The organism is Ferrovibrio sp. (assembly GCF_046297595.1).
Taxonomy (GTDB): Bacteria; Pseudomonadota; Alphaproteobacteria; order Ferrovibrionales; family Ferrovibrionaceae; genus Ferrovibrio.
The window spans coordinates 83,199-99,092 of record NZ_JBKBHT010000006.1 but is presented as its reverse complement, the minus strand read 5'-3'; the positions used below and the strand labels follow the sequence as shown (position 1 = coordinate 99,092).

Genomic DNA, 15,894 nt, shown 5'->3' with positions numbered 1-15,894 from the left:
ACGGTCATGGTCCCCGCAACGCGATCCGGTATCGATGTCAGTTTCTGGCTGCTTGAACGCGCGGCCACGGAACGTATTGCCATGTCGCTGCCCAAGCTGCGCTGGCTGCTCTACCTTGCCCAGGCCCATTATGCCATCGCCCGCGAGGGTGCCAAGCTGATGCCCGCCACCTTTCTGGTCGGCGAGGACGGGCCGATCGAACCCACGCTGGATCTGGTCTTCCAGGCCGGCATCGAGAATCCCTGGTCGCCGAGTTTGAGCGAAACGGCGGAAGCCTTCCTCGACGGCTTCTGGAAGCGTTTCGGCGCGCTGCCGGCCATCGCCCTGCATAAGCTCGTGGTCGGAGATCCGGCCTGGCGCCGGGCGCAGGAGAACGGCCCGGGCAGCGAGGTTCATGTCGAAACCCATCGCAGCCATCCCACCAAGAGCGCCGCCAAGGCCGGCCATGCCGCTCAGGCGCGCCCGAAGGTGGACCTGCCGCCGTTCGAGGAGGCAGTGCGGGCGAAAATCGCACAGCATTCCGGCGGACGCGCGCCTAGCCATGCCCTGACCCGGGCCATGCAGGGTCAGCCGGCCAAACCGCCGGTCCCGGCATCTGCGGGCCAGGCTTCGCCGGCCCCGGTTCCGGCACGCACGGCGTCGGTGCAGGAAGCCGCCGGCCATCTGCGTGCCGCGCCGCCCGACAGCCAGGAAGTCCGCTTTACCGCCGATGGCCGCTCGGTCACCCGCTGGCGCCCGAAACGCCGGGTCGAGGGCCCTACGATCTAAGTCCAAAGTCGCAGCTAACCCCACGCACGCCTTGTTAGAATCGTTTTGGCAGGTCCAAAAAATGATGTTACGCTTGGGGGCGTAGTCGGCAATTGAAGGATTAAAAGAGTGGATCAAGGGGGCTTCGGCGACGCGGAAATCATCAAGATTTCTGGCAAAGTTAAGTGGTTCAACGCCGTCAAAGGGTTTGGTTTCGTCAGTCCAGACGACAATTCCGGTGACGTGTTCCTGCACCTGTCCTGCCTGCGTCAGGCGGGTCACGAAAGCATCGAGGAAGGCACGACCGTGATGCTTGAGGTTGCCCGCAGGCCGAAAGGCATGCAGGCGATCCGTGTTCTGTCGGTCGATACCAGCACGGCTGCGCCGTCGGCCGGCCGCGGTCCCGGCGGCATGGGTGGCGGTTTTGGCGACCGCGGTCCGCGCCCGCCGCGTCAGCCGCGCTTTGGTGGCAATGACCGTTTCGGTGGCGGCGATCGCTTCGGCGGCGACCGCGGCGGTTTCGGCGGCGGCGGTTTCGGGGGAGACCGTGGCCCGCCGCGCTTCCCGTCGGTGGTCGCCCAGGGCGATTTCTTCGAGGCCAAGGTGAAGTGGTTCAATGCCGTGAAGGGCTACGGCTTCGTGTCGCGCGGCGATGGCCAGCAGGACATCTTCGTCCACATGGAAGTGCTGCGCCGCGAGGGCATCAACGAACTGCAGCCGGGCGATTCCGTGCGTGTGCGCATCGGCCAGGGCCCCAAGGGTCCGCAGGTCGCGGAAATCCGCAAGGACTGAGTCAGGGCTTTACGCCATCCTTCAAAACGCCGGCGCAGCTCACTGTGCCGGCGTTTTTGTTTCCAGGTTCGGCGGCCTCCTGTTGTCCGTCCTGTCTGCCTCAGGTTCGGCTTTCGCCTCGGTATTTGCCTCTTCCTCATGCGGGTAGTCGTTGAGGATCAGCAGCATGTCGACGGTTTCGCCGTCGCGCGCCAGCGGAAAATAGACGCGTTCGGTATCGATGAAATCACGATCGGGATGCGGCATCGGAAACCGGTCGTAGATCGGCCGGCGCGTGGTGACGCATTGGCGCATGTTGTTCCGGATGCGCTCCACATATTCCGGCAGCACCGCATCCTCGACATAGCGGCCATTGATCTCGCGACCGGCCACTTCTGTTTGCAATGTGCCGGTCAGGCGGAAGCGGAACCGCAATCCCTCGGCGCTGCGTTCCACATCCACCAGGTTGATGAAGGGCAGCAGCGCTTTCAGCCTCGTCGGGTCGATATCCTGCCGGCCCGGCAGGCGACCTGGCGGGGCCGCCTGCGCCAGATAGTCACGCAGTGCCGCGAAACGCGGATGCAGCCTGGCAAAATTCGGTCGCTGCACTGGACGTTCCTCCACGCCATACGACCTCAACTTGAATATTGAGTGCCTTTCTGCCGGTTAATTCAAGCGCTTCATAATCCGTATCCGGCCTATATCAGGGCAGTTCCACGGCATAATCGCCCACCGGCAGGGCCTTCGGGATCAGGCCCTGCCTGGTCAGGTAGTCGGCGAAGCGGGCATAACGCCGGCTGTCCAGCGCGCGCGGCGACTGGGCGAAGCGCGGCAGGGTGGCGGCCCAGGCCCGGCGGTTCAGCTCGTCGTCCAGGGTCTTGTTCTCCTTGATGAAGGCCTGCCAGCTCTGCTGCGGCTGGTTGTGCAGGGCGGCGACCGCTTCCTCCAGGGCATCCAGCAGGCGCGAGAGGCGCTGGTCGCCCAGCTTGTCCTTGTGCGCCACCAGGATCAGTTCGTCATAGAGCGGCACGCCGTAATCCTCGGGATAGAAGGCGCGGCCGGGCTTGCCGGCGATGTCCATCTGGTTCAGCTCGAAATTGCGAAAGGCGCCGATGGTGCCGTCCACCTTGCCGGCGAAAATCGAGGGCGACAGCGCGAAATTCACATTCACCAGGGTCACGTCCTTCAGGGTCAGGCCGTATTGCCCCAGCATGGTCTTCAGCAGCGCATCCTCGAAGCCGCCGACCGAATAGCCGATGGTCTTGCCTTTCAGGTCGGCCACCGATTTCACCGGCCCATCGCGCAGCACCACCAGCGAATTCAGCGGCGTCGCCACCAGCGTGCCGATGCGCCGCAACGGCAGGCCCTGCGCCACCTGCACATGCAGCTGCGGCTGGTAGGAAATCGCCACATCGGCCTTGCCGGCGGCCACAAGCTTGGGCGGATCGTTCGGATCGGCCGGCGCGATCAGGTCGACCTGCAATTCGTGCCGGTCGAAGATGCCGGTCTGCTTGGCCACGATCAGCGGCGCATGGTCGGGGTTGACGAACCAGTCCAGCATCACGGTCAGCTTGTCATGGGCCGAAGCCGCAACCGGCATCAGCAGCAGCGCGGCGGCAAGCGCGATATTACGCAACATCATCACGAACTCCTTCACTTGGATACATGGCTGTCCGCCTGCCAGGGCAGCAGACGGCGCGAGAGGAAATCTACGGCCGCATAGAGCGCGACGGCGCAGAGCGCCAGCGTGATCAGGGCGGCGAACATCAAATCGGTCTGCACGCGTGCATTGGCCTGCAGCATCAGGAAACCCAGCCCCGCGCTGGACCCGACCCATTCGCCGATCACCGCGCCGATGGGCGCCACGGCAGCCGCGATCTTCAGGCCGCTGGCAAAAGCAGGCAGGGCGGCCATCAGGCGGATGCGCAGCAGCACGCGATGGCGATGGCGCGGATCGTTCGCCGTCATCACCCGCGCCAGCTCCAGCCAGCCCGGCTCGGTGCGGCGCAGGCCGTCATACAAGGTCGCGGCCACGGGGAAGAAGATGATCAGCATGGCCATCACGATTTTCGACGCCATGCCATAGCCGAACCACAGCACCAGCAAAGGCGCCAGCGCAAAAACCGGAATCGCCTGGCTCGCCACGATCACCGGCAGCAGCCAGCGCCGCGCCTTGTTCGAGGCCAGCAGGCCGAGCGCAGCCATCGCACCGAGCAGCGCGCCGAACAAAAGACCCAGCAGCATCTCTGCGAGCGTGACAGTGGCCTCAGCCAGCAGCACATCGCCGCGCTCAATGAAGGCCCGCGCCACGGCGTAAGGCGGCGGCAGGATGTAAGGCGGCAGGGCGAACAGCGTGACGATCAACTGCCACAGCAGCGCGAGGCCTGTCAGCGTCACCAGAGGCCGCATCATGGCAGCGGCTCCTGCAGCGCTGCATGGATCAGGCGCAGGGCCGGCAGCACGGCGGGCGACAGCGGATCGCGCGGCGCGGGCATGCCGAACGCCGTCACTGGGCGCAGCTGCGCCGGATGCCCGGCCAGCAGCAGCACGCGGTCGGCAATGCGGCAGGCCTCGGCCGGGTCATGGGTGACGAACAGCACCATGCGATCCCGCAGCATTTCGCAGGCCAGCTCCTGCATCGATGCGCGCGTGATCGCATCCAGCGCCGAGAAGGGCTCGTCCATCAGCACCAGCGGCCGGTCTTCCATCAGCGTACGCGCCAGGGCCGCGCGCTGGCGCATGCCGCCCGACAATGCGGCGGGATAAGAGTCCATCCACGCATGCAGCCCCAGCCGGCGCAGCAGGGCCTCGGCCTTCGGAATGTCGGGCGTGTCGCCGCGCAGGCGTCCACCCAGCAGCACATTCTCGCGGATCGTCGCCCAGGGCAGCAGCAGGTCCTGCTGCGCCATCCAGGCCACGTTTCCGGCAACCGGCGTTTCCAGTCCGGGCAGCAGGCCGGCCACCTGTTTCAGCAGTGTGCTCTTGCCGCCGCCGCTCGGGCCCAGGATGGCGACGGTTTCGCCCGCGCGCAGATCGAGCGCAAAAGGGGCCAGCACTGCGCGGTCGCCATAGGCAAAGCCGCCGCCCTTCAGGCGAAGGGTGAAAGGCGGACTCGCAGACGAGGAGGAGAGTGGCAATATCACGCCGCTGATCCCTACGCCGGTCTTAACCGGATCAGGTTCGAGGGGTCGTCCGGACAACCCGGACCTCTCAGCCGCCCATCGGCTCCCCCTCAGAGGCAAGCCGTCATTATAGGGCAGCCGGCCGGCTTGTTAAGTCCCGCCACTTGTTAAGACTGGGTCGGCCGCTAGATTCAGGGCCTATGCCGGCCCCGCTGCTGATCGCCAACGACATCTACCGCCATTCCACCCTGGGCGGAAAACATCCGCTCTCGATTCCGCGCGTCTCCACCGTGCTCGATCTGGTGCAGGCCCTGGGCTGGCTGGCGCCGCAGCAATACCGCGACAGCCGCCCGGCCACGCCCGGGGAACTGGCGCGGTTCCATCGCCCGGACTACATCGCCGCCGTGCAGGCGGCCGAACGCGACCTCGCCATCAGCGCCGAGGATTCCGAGCGTTACAATCTCGGCCGCGGCGGCAATCCGGTCTATGCCACCATGTTCCGCCGCCCGGCCACCGGCGTCGGCGGCAGCCTGATCGCGTCACGGCATCTGCTGGACCAGCCGGGTATCATCTACAGCCCCGGCGGCGGCACCCATCACGGCCGCCCGGCTCAGGCTTCGGGCTTCTGCTATTTCAACGACCCGGTGCTGGCGATCCTGACCTTCCTCGATGCCGGCCTGTCGCGCGTGGCCTATGTCGATCTCGATGTGCATCACGGCGATGGCGTGGCGGAAGCCTTCGCCCATGATTCGCGCGTGCTGGTCCTCTCGGTGCACGAGGCCGGGCGCTGGCCGCATTCCGGAAGGCTGGAGGAAGAGGGCGCCGGCAACCTGTTCAACCTGCCGGTTCCGCCCGGCATGATCGACGACGAGATGGCCGCGCTTGTTCAGGACGCCATCGGTCCGCTGCTCGAATCCTTCCGGCCCGATGCCATGGTGATCCAGTGCGGCGCCGATGCGCTGGCCGACGATCCGCTGGCCAAGCAGGAACTGTCGAACAATGCACTGTGGCAGGCGGTGGCGGCGCTGAAAGGCATCGCGCCGCGCCTGTTGGTGCTGGGCGGCGGCGGTTATAATCCGTGGTCGGTGGCGCGCTGCTGGACCGGGATCTGGGCCGAGTTGAACGACCTGGAAAAACCCGACCGTCTGCCGGCGCCGGCGGAAAGCCTGCTGCGCAGTCTGAGCTGGAACCGCACGGCCGGGCGTTACCCGCCGGAGCACTGGTTCACCACGTTGCAGGATGCGCCGCGTTTTGGTGCCGTGCGGCAGGAAACCCGCGACCTCGTGCGGCGGGTGCAGGAAAGGATGAGGGCGTGAAACTGAAGTCGGTATGTGCCGTTCTGCTGTCCGTGATCCTGTTCAGCGCATCCTTCATGTTTTCCGCCTGGGCCCAGCCGCAGCCGACCCTGCCCCAGAGCGAGCTTGTCATCGTCACCAGCGGCAAGGGGCCGCAGCGTTTCACCGTCGAGCTGGCCGACAACGACCAGAGCCGGGCGCGCGGCATGATGTTCCGCCAGTCCATGGCGCCCGATGCCGGCATGCTGTTCGATTTCAAACAGGAGCAGATGGCCTCCTTCTGGATGCGCAATACCCTGATCCCGCTGGACATGATTTTCATCAAGGCCGACGGCACGATCCTCAACATCCACCAGCGCGCGATTCCCCGCGACGAGACCGGGATCAACTCGACCGGGCCGGTGCGGGCGGTGCTGGAGGTCAATGGCGGCACGGCCAGCCGGCTGGGCATCAAGCCCGGCGACCGGGTGCAGCACGCCATTTTCGGCAATCCGCCAAAGAAGTAGCCCCGGAGATACCCGTTAACCCGGGATTTCCGGCTCCTGCGGCAGAGTGTCCGGGCACTGGCCCCGATGGGGCCGTCTGTGCTAAAAGGCCCTCGCTTTTCCGCCATTTAGGGCGGGGTGTAGCTCAGTCTGGTAGAGCGCCTGCTTTGGGAGCAGGAAGTCGCTGGTTCGAATCCAGTCACCCCGACCATAATGACGGCCAGACCAGGATCAGACCGTTTCCAGGGGTTGTGCCATGACCAAGGCGCGTATCTATCAGCCGGCCAAGACCGCGATGCAGTCGGGCAGGGCGAAGACAAAGCAGTGGGTGCTGGAATACGACACCGCCGATGCCCGCTTCGTCGAGCCGCTGATGGGCTGGACCGGATCGCAGGGCACGCTCAGCCAGCTCACCCTGAAATTCGATACGCTGGACGACGCCAAGGCCTATGCCGACAAGCGCGGCATCGATTATGAGGTCGAGCTGCCGCAGGAGCGCAGGCTGGCCAACCGCGCCTACGCCGATAACTTCGCGTATACCAGAATCCGCTAAACCGGTTTCCGGCGGGGCGCCCGTGATGGCCGGCTCCGCCGGCCATTGACGTTTGTTGACCTTGGGTGCCCTTAGCTCAGTTGGATAGAGCAGCCGCCTTCTAAGCGGCAGGTCGGTGGTTCGAATCCACCAGGGCACGCCAATCTTTCGTTTTTAGTATCTATTTCTAAATAGAGCCTGGTCGGTATGACCAGGTTGTGCATCGCTGTGACAACGGTTCGTACAGAGAAGGCAGTCCTGACGGAGGCGAGAGACTCAGCGGAGTATTTATAAATGGCTCGAAAAGTGAGGGCGCCTACAAAATCCGGCGCCTAGCCTTGCGCACAGTAATGATTAGATCGCTACCTGTACCAGTGATATTGCGAACCTTATGATAGCTCGCGAAGCGGTCAGATTCTCCAAAGGGTGCACCTGAGACGGCCGCCCTAAAACGGATGAGCTTATTTTCGAGAAGAATGTCAGATTCCCACCCCTCGTTCTGGCAGTAGGCGACGAGTTGGGAAAGACGGTGAAGACGCCCAGTGAGACGCTCTTCTACCAGCTTGTCGCCTTCCTTTGCTGTACGTGCCCAATATTCGGCAGCGGCTTCTTCAATCGCCTTGACCTCGGTAATTATGTCGTCCACTCGGGCTGTGATCTCGGCGACACGTAACTCGTAGCGTTTTAAGAAATATGAAAGAAGCGCGCCGATAAGCGTACCGATGAGGCCGGCAACCGCGGCGACGGGGATGATGCCTTCTTTTGTCGAACTAATACCAAGGAAGTAAATGGAGGCGCCCCCGATGAGGAGTCCTGTAACACCAGAGATGGCACATGCCATCCACATCATTCTGCCTCAGAAGTCCGCTACTGTTTTTTAGCAGAGTCGATGTAATCCCAAATCTCGGTCACATAGACACGATAGGGAGCGGTTCTAGCCACCAACTTGAGTTTCTTGTGGAGCTCATCAGGAGTGAAGCCGGCAACCCGCACCAGGCCGCCAAATGCTTCTTCTAGAAAAGAGGAGCCGTATCCCTCAACGTCATCAAGAATGACCTCCACGGTCTCGCTGCTCTGCAGACGTGGACGCAGCAAGTCATCACGGAACTGTTCACCGCTAAACGCACCATCTTTTTTGTAGCGGCCTGCAGGTACGTCGGAGAAATCTTTGGCTATGGCGATAGTGGTCATGGCGTAGTTCCAGATAGGATGGGGTCCGTCAATGACAAGTCCCAAGCTATAAGTGTTCCATTTAACGGTACGTTATATTCTTTAATTTCCGGTTCACGACCGGGCACATATGTATAAGAACCGCGCCGGCTGATGATCCGCAACTTATTTTCGGGACTGTCATCCAACAATCGCAGAATATTTGCAAATCCTTTCCCGCGATGTTCTTGCTCTGTGGCAGATCGCCGCACCTGTACTGCCGCTGCGATCATATGCCCGTCATCGGTTGTCCAGTTCAGACTAGTCATAAGCCCCCTGACACGCTCCCAGAACTTAGAGCGGGGCAGGGACCGAGGAATGGTTATTCCTTGGTCGAAGAAGATTACTTGGACTCGGCCCTCCTGATCCACGGAGCCTGACATCCACCAACGCTTACCAAGCCGAGAAAGTGCCAAGAAATCCTCGCGGTCTTCGGGATAGGCGTGATCGATGGCATTCGCCATTGCTTCCACGATTGCGTCGTAGAGGAGTTGGGTTTTCGGGAACTTGCCGATCAGCCCTTCAAGTTCTTGCCGTAATTCCTTGGCAAATTGGCCATCATTGCTGACGCCCGATTTAAATTTGATCCAGTGACCTTTGGTAATTTCCTCCAGCGCGGGCGGCTCGACGCCAAGGACTTCAAAGAACCCCATCTCGCAAAGCAAGCGGCGAACGTGCGGGTCCCAGGTTTCGGTTTGGGCTCGAAGCTGGCCGGTGCGCATCGAAGTGAGACGCCAACGGTCGAACTCAGAAACAACGCATAAAGCCGCTGCTGGCGCGATGCGCTTGATCTTATCGAAGTCCACCTTGCGCCGCTGCTGCTTCAGGGTGGCTACACGTGCCAGCTCGCGCATGGCGCCCAGAAACTCCGCAGTTTCGGCGTGGTTCTCGACGAAGCTGATCACTTCGGGAGCCCCGATTACGAGTTGGCCTTCGGAGTTAACATACGCCTGCTTCCACGCGGGCAATGTCGTAGACTGCGGGAGGGTCGCGGGCTTTTGATGAAATCGGCGTTTGGCCGCCTTGAAGGCGCGCCACGGTGCTCGGGCCTGGTGGATAAGCCACCTGCGCTGCCTCTCCGTCAGCTTCCGCAATGCTCCTTACTCCCCACGGCGCTACTGGGAAGCGCTGTGCCGCCAGCTATTGCGCTGCCCTTGGTTGAGTCGTTGTAAGTTGTACACAGCGATGATACAAGCTATTCGTATTTGCAGGTTCATAAGATATTGAATCATAAGTAATTTCAGGTCGATGGGATTGGCTCTTCCCTAGGTGCCGTTATAGGTGGTGCCACCCGTATTTTCACTATGCGGCCAGTTGGAAATATTTCATCTCTGTGATCCAGGCGCTAGCGCTGTACCTGCTAGTTCCCCGGTACCAGTGAAGGGCAAGGTGATCAGGCCGGGCTTGCCCTTCTCACTATATGTTGCTATATTGTTCTCGAGCGGCAAAGCCTGATTTCTGATTATGGAAAATCTCCGTTTCTAGGAAATTCTACAGTTTAACACATCAAAACCATCGCAAAACGACGCAAACCGGCTGAAAACCCGCCGCATAACGGCCAACAAAATACGCGATCCATATGGTTCGGCCGCCCGGGCCATGGCCGGCGCTTTTCTGCCGCAGGCGGACGGGTATGGTAGGCGACGAAATACAGGCCGGAGCCGCATAGGCAGCCGGCCCACGGAACAGAGGTTGGAGGAAACCCGAAGATGACCATCACCAAGGTCGCCCTGATCACCGGCGCGGGCACCGGCATCGGCAAGGCTTCGGCCATCGCCCTGGCCAAGGCGGGCTATAACGTCGTGCTGGCCGGCCGCCGGCTGGAGCCGTTGCAGACTGCCGCCCGCGAGGCCGAGGCCCATGGCGTGCGCGCCGTGGCGGTGGCCACCGATGTGGGCGACCACGCCCAGGTGAAGGCGCTGTTCGCCAAGACCAAGCAGGCCTTCGGCCGGCTGGATGTGCTGTTCAACAATGCCGGCATGGGCACGCCGGCCATGCCGCTGGAAGACCTGTCGTACGAACAGTGGAAGGCGGTGGTGGATGTCAACCTCACCGGGCCGTTCCTGTGCACCCAGGAAGCCTTCCGCATCATGAAGGACCAGACCCCGCGCGGCGGCCGCATCATCAACAACGGCTCGATCTCGGCCTATGCGCCGCGTCCGTTCTCGGCGCCTTATACATCCACCAAGCACGCCATCAGCGGCCTCACGCGGGCCAGCTCGCTGGATGGCCGCGCCTACGACATCGCCGTGGGCCAGATCGACATCGGCAACGCGGCCACCGAGATGACCGAGCGCATGAAGGCCGGCGTGCTGCAGGCCGACGGCTCCACCCGGGCCGAGCCGCGCATGGATGTCGAGCATGTGGCCAATGCCGTGGTGCACATGGCCAGCCTGCCGCTGGAGGCCAATGTGCTGTTCATGACGGTGATGGCCACCAAGATGCCCTTCGTCGGGCGCGGCTGATCTCTATTTCGCCTTTCGCCTCTCCCATGCCGCGCGGGCGAGGCAGAAGATCGTGAACAGCATCTGCGCGCCGGCCTGGGCCGTGTTGGTGGTGCCGTCATATTGCGGTGCCACCTCCACCACGTCGCCGCCGATCACGTCCAGGCCGATCAGGCCGCGCAGGATCGCCAGCGCCTCGGCCGTGCTCAGGCCCCCGATCTCGGGCGTGCCGGTGCCGGGTGCGAAGGCGGGGTCCAGGCCGTCCACGTCGAACGAGACATAGACCGGCCCGTCGCCCACCACCTGGCGGGCCTTCGCGATGATGGCCGGGATGCCCATGGTGGCGACCTCCTCGGCATGGATCACCGTCATCCCGGACTCGTAGGAGAATTCCCACAGGTATTCCGCGCCGCCGCGGATGCCGATCTGGATGGTGCGCTCGGGGTCCAGCACGCCGTCCAGCACCGCCATGCGGAAAGGGCCGCCATGGTGGAATTTCGAACCCTCATAGGGGCCCGACGTGTCGCAATGGGCGTCGATATGCACCAGGCCCACCGGCCGGTCGGCGCCCAGCGCCTTCAGGATCGGCCAGGTGACCGAATGGTCGCCGCCCACCGATAGCGGGATCACGCCGGCGGCCTTGATGCGCTGGTAAAAGGCCGCGATATCCTCGTGGCAGCTCTCCAGGCTGAAGCGGCTGCGGAACGGCACGTCGCCGATATCGGCCGCCTTGCAGCCGGCAAAGGGCGCCATCTTCAGGGCATGCTCGTAGGGGCCGATGCGCTCCACCGCCCGCACCGCCCGGGGCCCCAGCCGGGCGCCGGCGCGATTGGTCACGCCCAGGTCCATGGGCAGGCCGATCAGGGCGAAATCCAGCCCGGCGAAGTCGTCGGCCTGGGCGGCGTCCGGGCGGTAGGGGGCATCCAGGAAGGTGGCGACATCCGAGAAGGGCCATTTGCGCCGGTCGCCCTCGCTGAACTGCTGCTCGGCCACGGCACGGAAGGCCGGGTCGAAGATATCCCCACCTTTTGTATCGACGAACTTCGCGCGCAGGGCTTGCAGTTTGGCTGGATCGGTCATGACGGCACTATACCAAGGGAGGAGAGGCGCGGGCTAAGTCTATGAAGTTTGGTCGGCTGTCTCAAACGATTGTCGTGCCAGTCTCACGCCGCCCTGGCCGCCAGATCAATGCCAGCGAACCGGCGGGAAAGATTGCGCGGCGCCCGGGAAAGGCATTAAATTCATGAAATATTTATGCGGCAAGGGGATAACCCGAATATCAGGGGCGCCGTGAGTTCGGCTAGAGGGGGTAAAGGGTCAGAATGAACCCGATGGAAGTAGAACGGATGCTCGGCCGCCACAGAGAGTGGCTGCTCAAGCGTCCCCGTGGAGCGCGTCTCAATCTTTCCCTGGCCGATCTTCAGGGCTACGACTTCAGCGGCGCCGACCTGCGTGCCGCCAAGCTGTCCGGCGCCAACCTCTCGCGTGCCGTGCTGGTCGAGACCAACCTTTCAGAAGCCGATCTGTTTGCCGCCAATCTGGAGCGGGCAGACCTCTCGCGGGCCGATCTGTCGAAAGCCGATCTGCGCGGCGCCTCGATGCGCGGCGCCACGCTTGCGGGCGCCCGTCTGATGGGCGTGGATTTCCGTGGCGGCGCGCTGATGCAGGCTTCCGACGACGGCGTCGGTTTCGGTGCCAAGGATGCCAGCGGCAAGAAGCCCAAGGCCAATACGGGCGGCGCGGACCTGGCCGAGGCCAACCTGCGCGGTTCGAACCTGACCGGCTCGAACATGAACGGCGTCAATCTGGCCGGCGCCAACCTGTCGCGCGCGAATCTGACCAAGGTGTCGCTGCGCAAGGCCAACCTGGCCGGTGCCGATTTCAAGGGCGCCTGCCTGCGCGGCGTCGACATGTCGCTGGCGCTGATCGACGGCGCCGATTTCCAGGGTGCCGACCTGAAGGGCGCGATCCTGGAAGACGTCGACATGGATTCCGCCAATTTCGCCGGCGCGGAACTGTTCGTCGATGTCTCCAGCTTCGGCGATACGGTGGCGAACATCCTTCAGGAACACGAGAAGTGGATCAAGACCGACGGCAAGGAAGGCTCGCGCGCCGATCTTGCCGGTCTGAACATGGAACGTATCGACCTGTCGGGCAAAGACCTCAGCGGCGCGAACCTGAAAGGCGCCAAGCTGGCCGGCGCCAAGCTGCAGAACGCCAACCTGGTGATGACCGACCTGTCGGAAGCCGACCTGACCGGCGCCAACCTGATCGGCGCACTGGCCAATGGCGCCAACCTGGCCCGCGCCACACTGCACAAGGCGATCCTGCAGCGCGCACAGTTCGGTCAGGTGCCGCTACGCGGTCCGGATGGCAAGCCGATCGGACGTTTCTGGTCGGCCAGCCTGGCGGCTGCCGATGCGACGGAAGCCGATTTCTCCGATGCGTTGCTGAAAGGCGCCAACCTGATCGATGCCAAGCTGACGCGGGCGCGGCTAATCAATGCCAACCTCACCGACGCCAAGATGGTCAATACCGACATGAACGGCGCGGATACCACCGGCGCGCAGCTGCCGCCCCAGGGCTGATTGCAAAAAGCTTGATCACAGAACGGCCGGCTGGAACCGGCCGTTCTGTGGCTTTTCAGTTTTCCATATTGCGGGCGCGTTCGATGCGCATGCGGCCGGCGTATTCGACGGCTTCCTTGTGTTGCTCGGGCACGACGGTCATCAGTTTCTGGTTGAGGTTACGTGACATCTGCCATTCCTTCTTGGGCTCGTTCTTGCTGAGCAGAGCCTTGGAATTCAGGTTGGACAGGATGCGCTCCCAGATCGTGTCGGCACAGAAGGGCAGCCGGCCCTCGCCGAGTGTGCGGTTGAGCTTTTCCAATAGCGGGTCGGGTTTCGCCGGCATGACAAGCTTGCCGGCGGAAAGATCGGCCAGGGCGATCAGGGCTTCCGCCAGACCGGGACGTGGCCCAAGCAGATCCTGGATCAGCGTCGTTGAGTCGAGGCAGGCTGCGGCCAGTTCATCCAGCAGGGCGCCATTGCCGTTCATCGGCCGGTCGATCATGTCGGTCAGGATGATGTCCAGCCGCGCGGCATAGCTCGACATGCTCTGCGTGACCTTGGCGGTCTGAAAGAAATAGGTGAAGCGCAACTCGTCGTCCTGCATGCGCGCGGCCAGGCGCTCGTAGAGCCTGGCGAAATCGTTATTCTCGAACGGCGGCAGGTTTTTCTCCGCCATCGCATCGCGGGTGCGCTGGATCAGTTTGTCGAACAGGGCTTCCAGCTTCTTGCTGCGCTCGGCCTGGCTCGGCAGGCCGGGCTGGGTCTGCGCGCCGGCCAGGGCATAGAGTCCCGCACGCAGGAAATTGCTCATGTCATTCAGCTTGCGCTGATGCTGGGGCGAGTGCAGCAGTTCAATCGCGGTGGCGTTCTGCTTGTCGAGGAATTCGCGGAAGGCGGCGCTGAATCCCTTGACCGCGGGCCGGCGGGCCAGGTCATAGACCGTCTCACAAACCGGAAACACACCCTTGAAGGGGCGCGTCACCATCGCCTTGGCCTTGGCGGACGCGGTTTTGTTGAAGATTTCCGTCTGGGTCGCGAAGCCGTCGGAGCGGGCGCGGGAGCGCAGAATCTTGACGGCGGTGAAATCGCCCATGTTCAGCAGGGCATTGGCCTGGGCGATGGCGGATTTTTCCATCTGTTCGTTGGCATGCTGCGTCATGCCGGAATCGCCTTCCAGACGCTTGTCCAGGCGCCAGCGGCCATCAACCTGAACATAGATTTCGTATGCGTAGGCCCGCGAGCCGAACAATGACCCAAACACCATTTATATCCCCCGCCAGCTCGGCTTGTAATAGAATTGGAATTGGAACGAATCTTCGCCCGCAGGCCCGCTTTTGACAAGACCCGCTACGATATTCAGTCTTGTTTTTCGCGCCGTTCCTTGTCGGCCAACGCTTTTTGCTCAACCAGCTGCAGCTGCTTGGCAAAACGCTCGAAGGCCTGTGAAACGGACAGGACAAACTGCCTGTGCTGCGGCTCCGGCATTTCCAGAGCGGCTTCGGCAAAGCGCCGCGCCTGATGACGGGCAAGTCCTGCCGCATCGCGGAAGGCATCGGCGCGCACCTGCTCGAAGGTAGAGAGGATGCAATGCCGAGTGATGCTTTCCTCGACGGTCTTGAACGAGGCTTCCTTGACCATGCCGTCTTTCAGCAGGTCAAAAACCAGCAGGGTCTCTTCGGAGATCTTGTTGATGATGCCATCGACGCGTTCGCGATCGCGCGGGGTCGGGGCCAGGTCTGGCTCCGCCGGCCGTTTAGAGGCTCGTTTGACAACGTTGCGCCACATGGCGAAACAGGCGGTCCTTTCTGGGCCCGATGGATGGCGTTTCGGATAGTGCGACACAACCCCGGGGTGCGCTACCACTTTCGGGCAGGATTGGTTTAAAAGCCTTAAATTTTCAGCACGCGGACTGACGGAATTTTCGGGCAAACTCCGGAAAAGGTCGCCTTATTTTTCCGTAACCTATTCGGCTGCCGCCAAATATTCCTATTTGGGGCGTGATCTGCTATAACCGGGTCGCCTTAACAGGGGCGAGAAAAAACGGGGTCAGCCTAACAAGGAAATGACCGGCAGGCGTGGCGGTAGCCGCTGCGACCTTTGTGCTTTTTAGCATCCCGCCGCCACCGGCCGGGATGCCGGGGGTAGGGGAGGTATTGTGAATATCCTGCTGGCACTCAGCCGTCTGATCGACGGCCTGAACGCCGCCATTGGCCGCACCGTGTATTGGGCGGTACTTGTCGCGGTGATCATCAGTTCGGGCAACGCGGTTGTCCGCTACGGCTTCAATACCAGTTCGAATGCATGGCTCGAGGTGCAGTGGTACCTGTTCTCGGCCATTTTCATGCTTTGCGCCGGCTATACCCTGCTACGCAACGAGCATATCCGCATCGACGTGATCGTCAGCCGGTTTTCCGAGCGCACGCTGACCTGGATCGACATCATTGGAACCGCACTGTTCTTGCTGCCGATCTCCTTCATCATCATGTACCTGTCCTGGCCGGTGCTGGTCGATTCCTTCATCCGCCATGAAATGTCAAGCGATGCGGGCGGCCTGATCCGGTGGCCGGTGAAGCTGCTCATCCCGGTCGGCTTCCTGCTGCTTGTCCTGCAGGGTGTTTCCGAACTGATCAAACGCATCGCCTTTTTGCAGGGCCTGATCCCCAATCCGGCACCGAGAAAACAGGATGCCCATAGCCCAGTCGACGGCGCGGCGGAGTAA

Annotated in this window: 18 protein-coding genes, 2 tRNA genes and 1 riboswitch; of the genes, 10 read left to right on the top strand and 10 right to left on the bottom strand. The window is 62.6% G+C overall.

What is annotated here, in order from left to right; genetic code table 11:
- The first annotated feature begins 6 nt into the window (after positions 1-6).
- Complete coding sequence (locus tag ACK4FJ_RS15825; RefSeq protein ID WP_409767688.1) at positions 7-768, top strand: hypothetical protein; 762 nt, start codon at positions 7-9, stop codon at positions 766-768.
- 108 nt (positions 769-876) lie between these two features.
- A complete protein-coding gene (locus ACK4FJ_RS15820) occupies positions 877-1,539 on the top strand; it encodes a cold-shock protein (RefSeq protein WP_409767687.1) in 663 nt (220 codons plus the stop codon).
- 39 nt (positions 1,540-1,578) lie between these two features.
- Here the strand turns inward: ACK4FJ_RS15820 and ACK4FJ_RS15815 are convergent, their stop codons facing one another.
- From ACK4FJ_RS15815 to ACK4FJ_RS15800, 4 genes are all read right to left on the bottom strand, one after another.
- Positions 1,579-2,127 carry a PAS domain-containing protein gene (locus ACK4FJ_RS15815; protein ID WP_409767686.1) on the bottom strand — a complete coding sequence of 183 codons (549 nt, stop codon included), beginning with the start codon at positions 2,125-2,127 and terminating at the stop codon, positions 1,579-1,581.
- 94 nt (positions 2,128-2,221) lie between these two features.
- Positions 2,222-3,160 carry an ABC transporter substrate-binding protein gene (locus ACK4FJ_RS15810; protein WP_409767685.1) on the bottom strand — a complete coding sequence of 313 codons (939 nt, stop codon included), beginning with the start codon at positions 3,158-3,160 and terminating at the stop codon, positions 2,222-2,224.
- Between the two features lie 11 nt (positions 3,161-3,171).
- Positions 3,172-3,927, bottom strand: a complete 756-nt coding sequence (locus tag ACK4FJ_RS15805; protein WP_409767854.1) for an ABC transporter permease — start codon at positions 3,925-3,927, stop codon at positions 3,172-3,174.
- The gene (locus ACK4FJ_RS15800; RefSeq protein ID WP_409767684.1) at positions 3,927-4,661 is read right to left on the bottom strand and encodes an ABC transporter ATP-binding protein; all 735 of its coding nucleotides are present in this window, start codon (positions 4,659-4,661) and stop codon (positions 3,927-3,929) included. The genes ACK4FJ_RS15805 and ACK4FJ_RS15800 overlap by 1 nt, the downstream gene beginning before the upstream one ends.
- Positions 4,653-4,760: riboswitch (TPP riboswitch) on the bottom strand. It overlaps the preceding gene by 9 nt.
- An 80-nt stretch (positions 4,761-4,840) precedes the next feature.
- On the opposite strand from ACK4FJ_RS15800, the gene ACK4FJ_RS15795 reads away from it, so the two are divergent.
- The 5 genes from ACK4FJ_RS15795 (at position 4,841) to ACK4FJ_RS15775 (ending at position 7,115) form a co-directional block, all read left to right on the top strand.
- Complete coding sequence (locus ACK4FJ_RS15795) at positions 4,841-5,956, top strand: acetoin utilization protein AcuC (RefSeq protein WP_409767683.1); 1,116 nt, start codon at positions 4,841-4,843, stop codon at positions 5,954-5,956.
- Positions 5,953-6,441 carry a DUF192 domain-containing protein gene (locus tag ACK4FJ_RS15790; protein WP_409767681.1) on the top strand — a complete coding sequence of 163 codons (489 nt, stop codon included), beginning with the start codon at positions 5,953-5,955 and terminating at the stop codon, positions 6,439-6,441. Before ACK4FJ_RS15795 ends, ACK4FJ_RS15790 begins: the two co-directional genes overlap by 4 nt.
- 113 nt (positions 6,442-6,554) lie before the next feature.
- Positions 6,555-6,631 (top strand) — tRNA-Pro (locus tag ACK4FJ_RS15785).
- Positions 6,632-6,676: 45 nt separating this feature from the next.
- Complete coding sequence (locus ACK4FJ_RS15780) at positions 6,677-6,973, top strand: ETC complex I subunit (protein WP_409767679.1); 297 nt, start codon at positions 6,677-6,679, stop codon at positions 6,971-6,973.
- A gap of 65 nt (positions 6,974-7,038) precedes the next feature.
- Positions 7,039-7,115 (top strand) — tRNA-Arg (locus ACK4FJ_RS15775).
- Positions 7,116-7,268: 153 nt separating this feature from the next.
- On the opposite strand, the gene ACK4FJ_RS15770 is transcribed toward ACK4FJ_RS15775, so the two are convergent.
- From ACK4FJ_RS15770 to ACK4FJ_RS15760, 3 genes are read right to left on the bottom strand one after another with little or no spacing between them, the layout of a single operon-like run.
- Entirely contained in the window at positions 7,269-7,793 is a 525-nt protein-coding gene (locus ACK4FJ_RS15770) for a hypothetical protein (protein WP_409767678.1), read from the bottom strand.
- A gap of 26 nt (positions 7,794-7,819) precedes the next feature.
- A complete protein-coding gene (locus ACK4FJ_RS15765) occupies positions 7,820-8,143 on the bottom strand; it encodes an STAS-like domain-containing protein (RefSeq protein ID WP_409767677.1) in 324 nt (107 codons plus the stop codon).
- A complete protein-coding gene (locus ACK4FJ_RS15760) occupies positions 8,140-9,066 on the bottom strand; it encodes a hypothetical protein (RefSeq protein ID WP_409767676.1) in 927 nt (308 codons plus the stop codon). Before ACK4FJ_RS15760 ends, ACK4FJ_RS15765 begins: the two co-directional genes overlap by 4 nt.
- 804 nt (positions 9,067-9,870) lie before the next feature.
- Between ACK4FJ_RS15760 and ACK4FJ_RS15755 the strand changes: the two genes are divergently transcribed.
- On the top strand, positions 9,871-10,626 hold the full coding sequence (locus ACK4FJ_RS15755) for an SDR family oxidoreductase (RefSeq protein WP_409767675.1): 756 nt from the start codon (positions 9,871-9,873) through the stop codon (positions 10,624-10,626).
- 3 nt (positions 10,627-10,629) lie between these two features.
- Here ACK4FJ_RS15755 and speB read toward each other — a convergent pair whose 3' ends face one another.
- The gene (gene speB, locus ACK4FJ_RS15750; protein WP_409767673.1) at positions 10,630-11,685 is read right to left on the bottom strand and encodes an agmatinase; all 1,056 of its coding nucleotides are present in this window, start codon (positions 11,683-11,685) and stop codon (positions 10,630-10,632) included.
- A 251-nt stretch (positions 11,686-11,936) separates the two neighbouring features.
- Here speB and ACK4FJ_RS15745 point away from each other — a divergent pair, with 251 nt between their 5' ends.
- Positions 11,937-13,193: a pentapeptide repeat-containing protein gene (locus tag ACK4FJ_RS15745; protein WP_374305084.1), complete on the top strand. Its 1,257-nt coding sequence runs from the start codon at positions 11,937-11,939 to the stop codon at positions 13,191-13,193.
- A 55-nt stretch (positions 13,194-13,248) separates the two neighbouring features.
- Here the strand turns inward: ACK4FJ_RS15745 and ACK4FJ_RS15740 are convergent, their stop codons facing one another.
- Together ACK4FJ_RS15740 and ACK4FJ_RS15735 are read right to left on the bottom strand one after the other, a co-directional pair.
- Entirely contained in the window at positions 13,249-14,439 is a 1,191-nt protein-coding gene (locus ACK4FJ_RS15740; protein ID WP_409767672.1) for a hypothetical protein, read from the bottom strand.
- Between the two features lie 92 nt (positions 14,440-14,531).
- Positions 14,532-14,960, bottom strand: a complete 429-nt coding sequence (locus ACK4FJ_RS15735; protein ID WP_409767671.1) for a hypothetical protein — start codon at positions 14,958-14,960, stop codon at positions 14,532-14,534.
- 370 nt (positions 14,961-15,330) lie between these two features.
- On the opposite strand from ACK4FJ_RS15735, the gene ACK4FJ_RS15730 reads away from it, so the two are divergent.
- Positions 15,331-15,894 (top strand): TRAP transporter small permease subunit, encoded by a 564-nt coding sequence (locus ACK4FJ_RS15730; protein WP_409767670.1) that lies wholly within the window; start codon positions 15,331-15,333, stop codon positions 15,892-15,894.

Bases quoted from the DNA above. Each gene is read 5' to 3' on its own strand.
- ACK4FJ_RS15735 (WP_409767671.1), bottom strand. From the start codon at position 14,960: ATGTGGCGCAACGTTGTCAAACGAGCCTCTAAACGGCCGGCGGAGCCA.
- ACK4FJ_RS15745 (WP_374305084.1), top strand. From the start codon at position 11,937: ATGGAAGTAGAACGGATGCTCGGCCGCCACAGAGAGTGGCTGCTCAAG.
- ACK4FJ_RS15825 (WP_409767688.1), top strand. From the start codon at position 7: ATGGTCCCCGCAACGCGATCCGGTATCGATGTCAGTTTCTGGCTGCTT.
- ACK4FJ_RS15795 (WP_409767683.1), top strand. From the start codon at position 4,841: ATGCCGGCCCCGCTGCTGATCGCCAACGACATCTACCGCCATTCCACC.
- ACK4FJ_RS15740 (WP_409767672.1), bottom strand. From the start codon at position 14,439: ATGGTGTTTGGGTCATTGTTCGGCTCGCGGGCCTACGCATACGAAATC.
- ACK4FJ_RS15810 (WP_409767685.1), bottom strand. From the start codon at position 3,160: ATGATGTTGCGTAATATCGCGCTTGCCGCCGCGCTGCTGCTGATGCCG.
- ACK4FJ_RS15765 (WP_409767677.1), bottom strand. From the start codon at position 8,143: ATGACCACTATCGCCATAGCCAAAGATTTCTCCGACGTACCTGCAGGC.
- ACK4FJ_RS15780 (WP_409767679.1), top strand. From the start codon at position 6,677: ATGACCAAGGCGCGTATCTATCAGCCGGCCAAGACCGCGATGCAGTCG.
- ACK4FJ_RS15805 (WP_409767854.1), bottom strand. From the start codon at position 3,927: ATGCGGCCTCTGGTGACGCTGACAGGCCTCGCGCTGCTGTGGCAGTTG.
- ACK4FJ_RS15770 (WP_409767678.1), bottom strand. From the start codon at position 7,793: ATGGCATGTGCCATCTCTGGTGTTACAGGACTCCTCATCGGGGGCGCC.
- speB (WP_409767673.1), bottom strand. From the start codon at position 11,685: ATGACCGATCCAGCCAAACTGCAAGCCCTGCGCGCGAAGTTCGTCGAT.
- ACK4FJ_RS15755 (WP_409767675.1), top strand. From the start codon at position 9,871: ATGACCATCACCAAGGTCGCCCTGATCACCGGCGCGGGCACCGGCATC.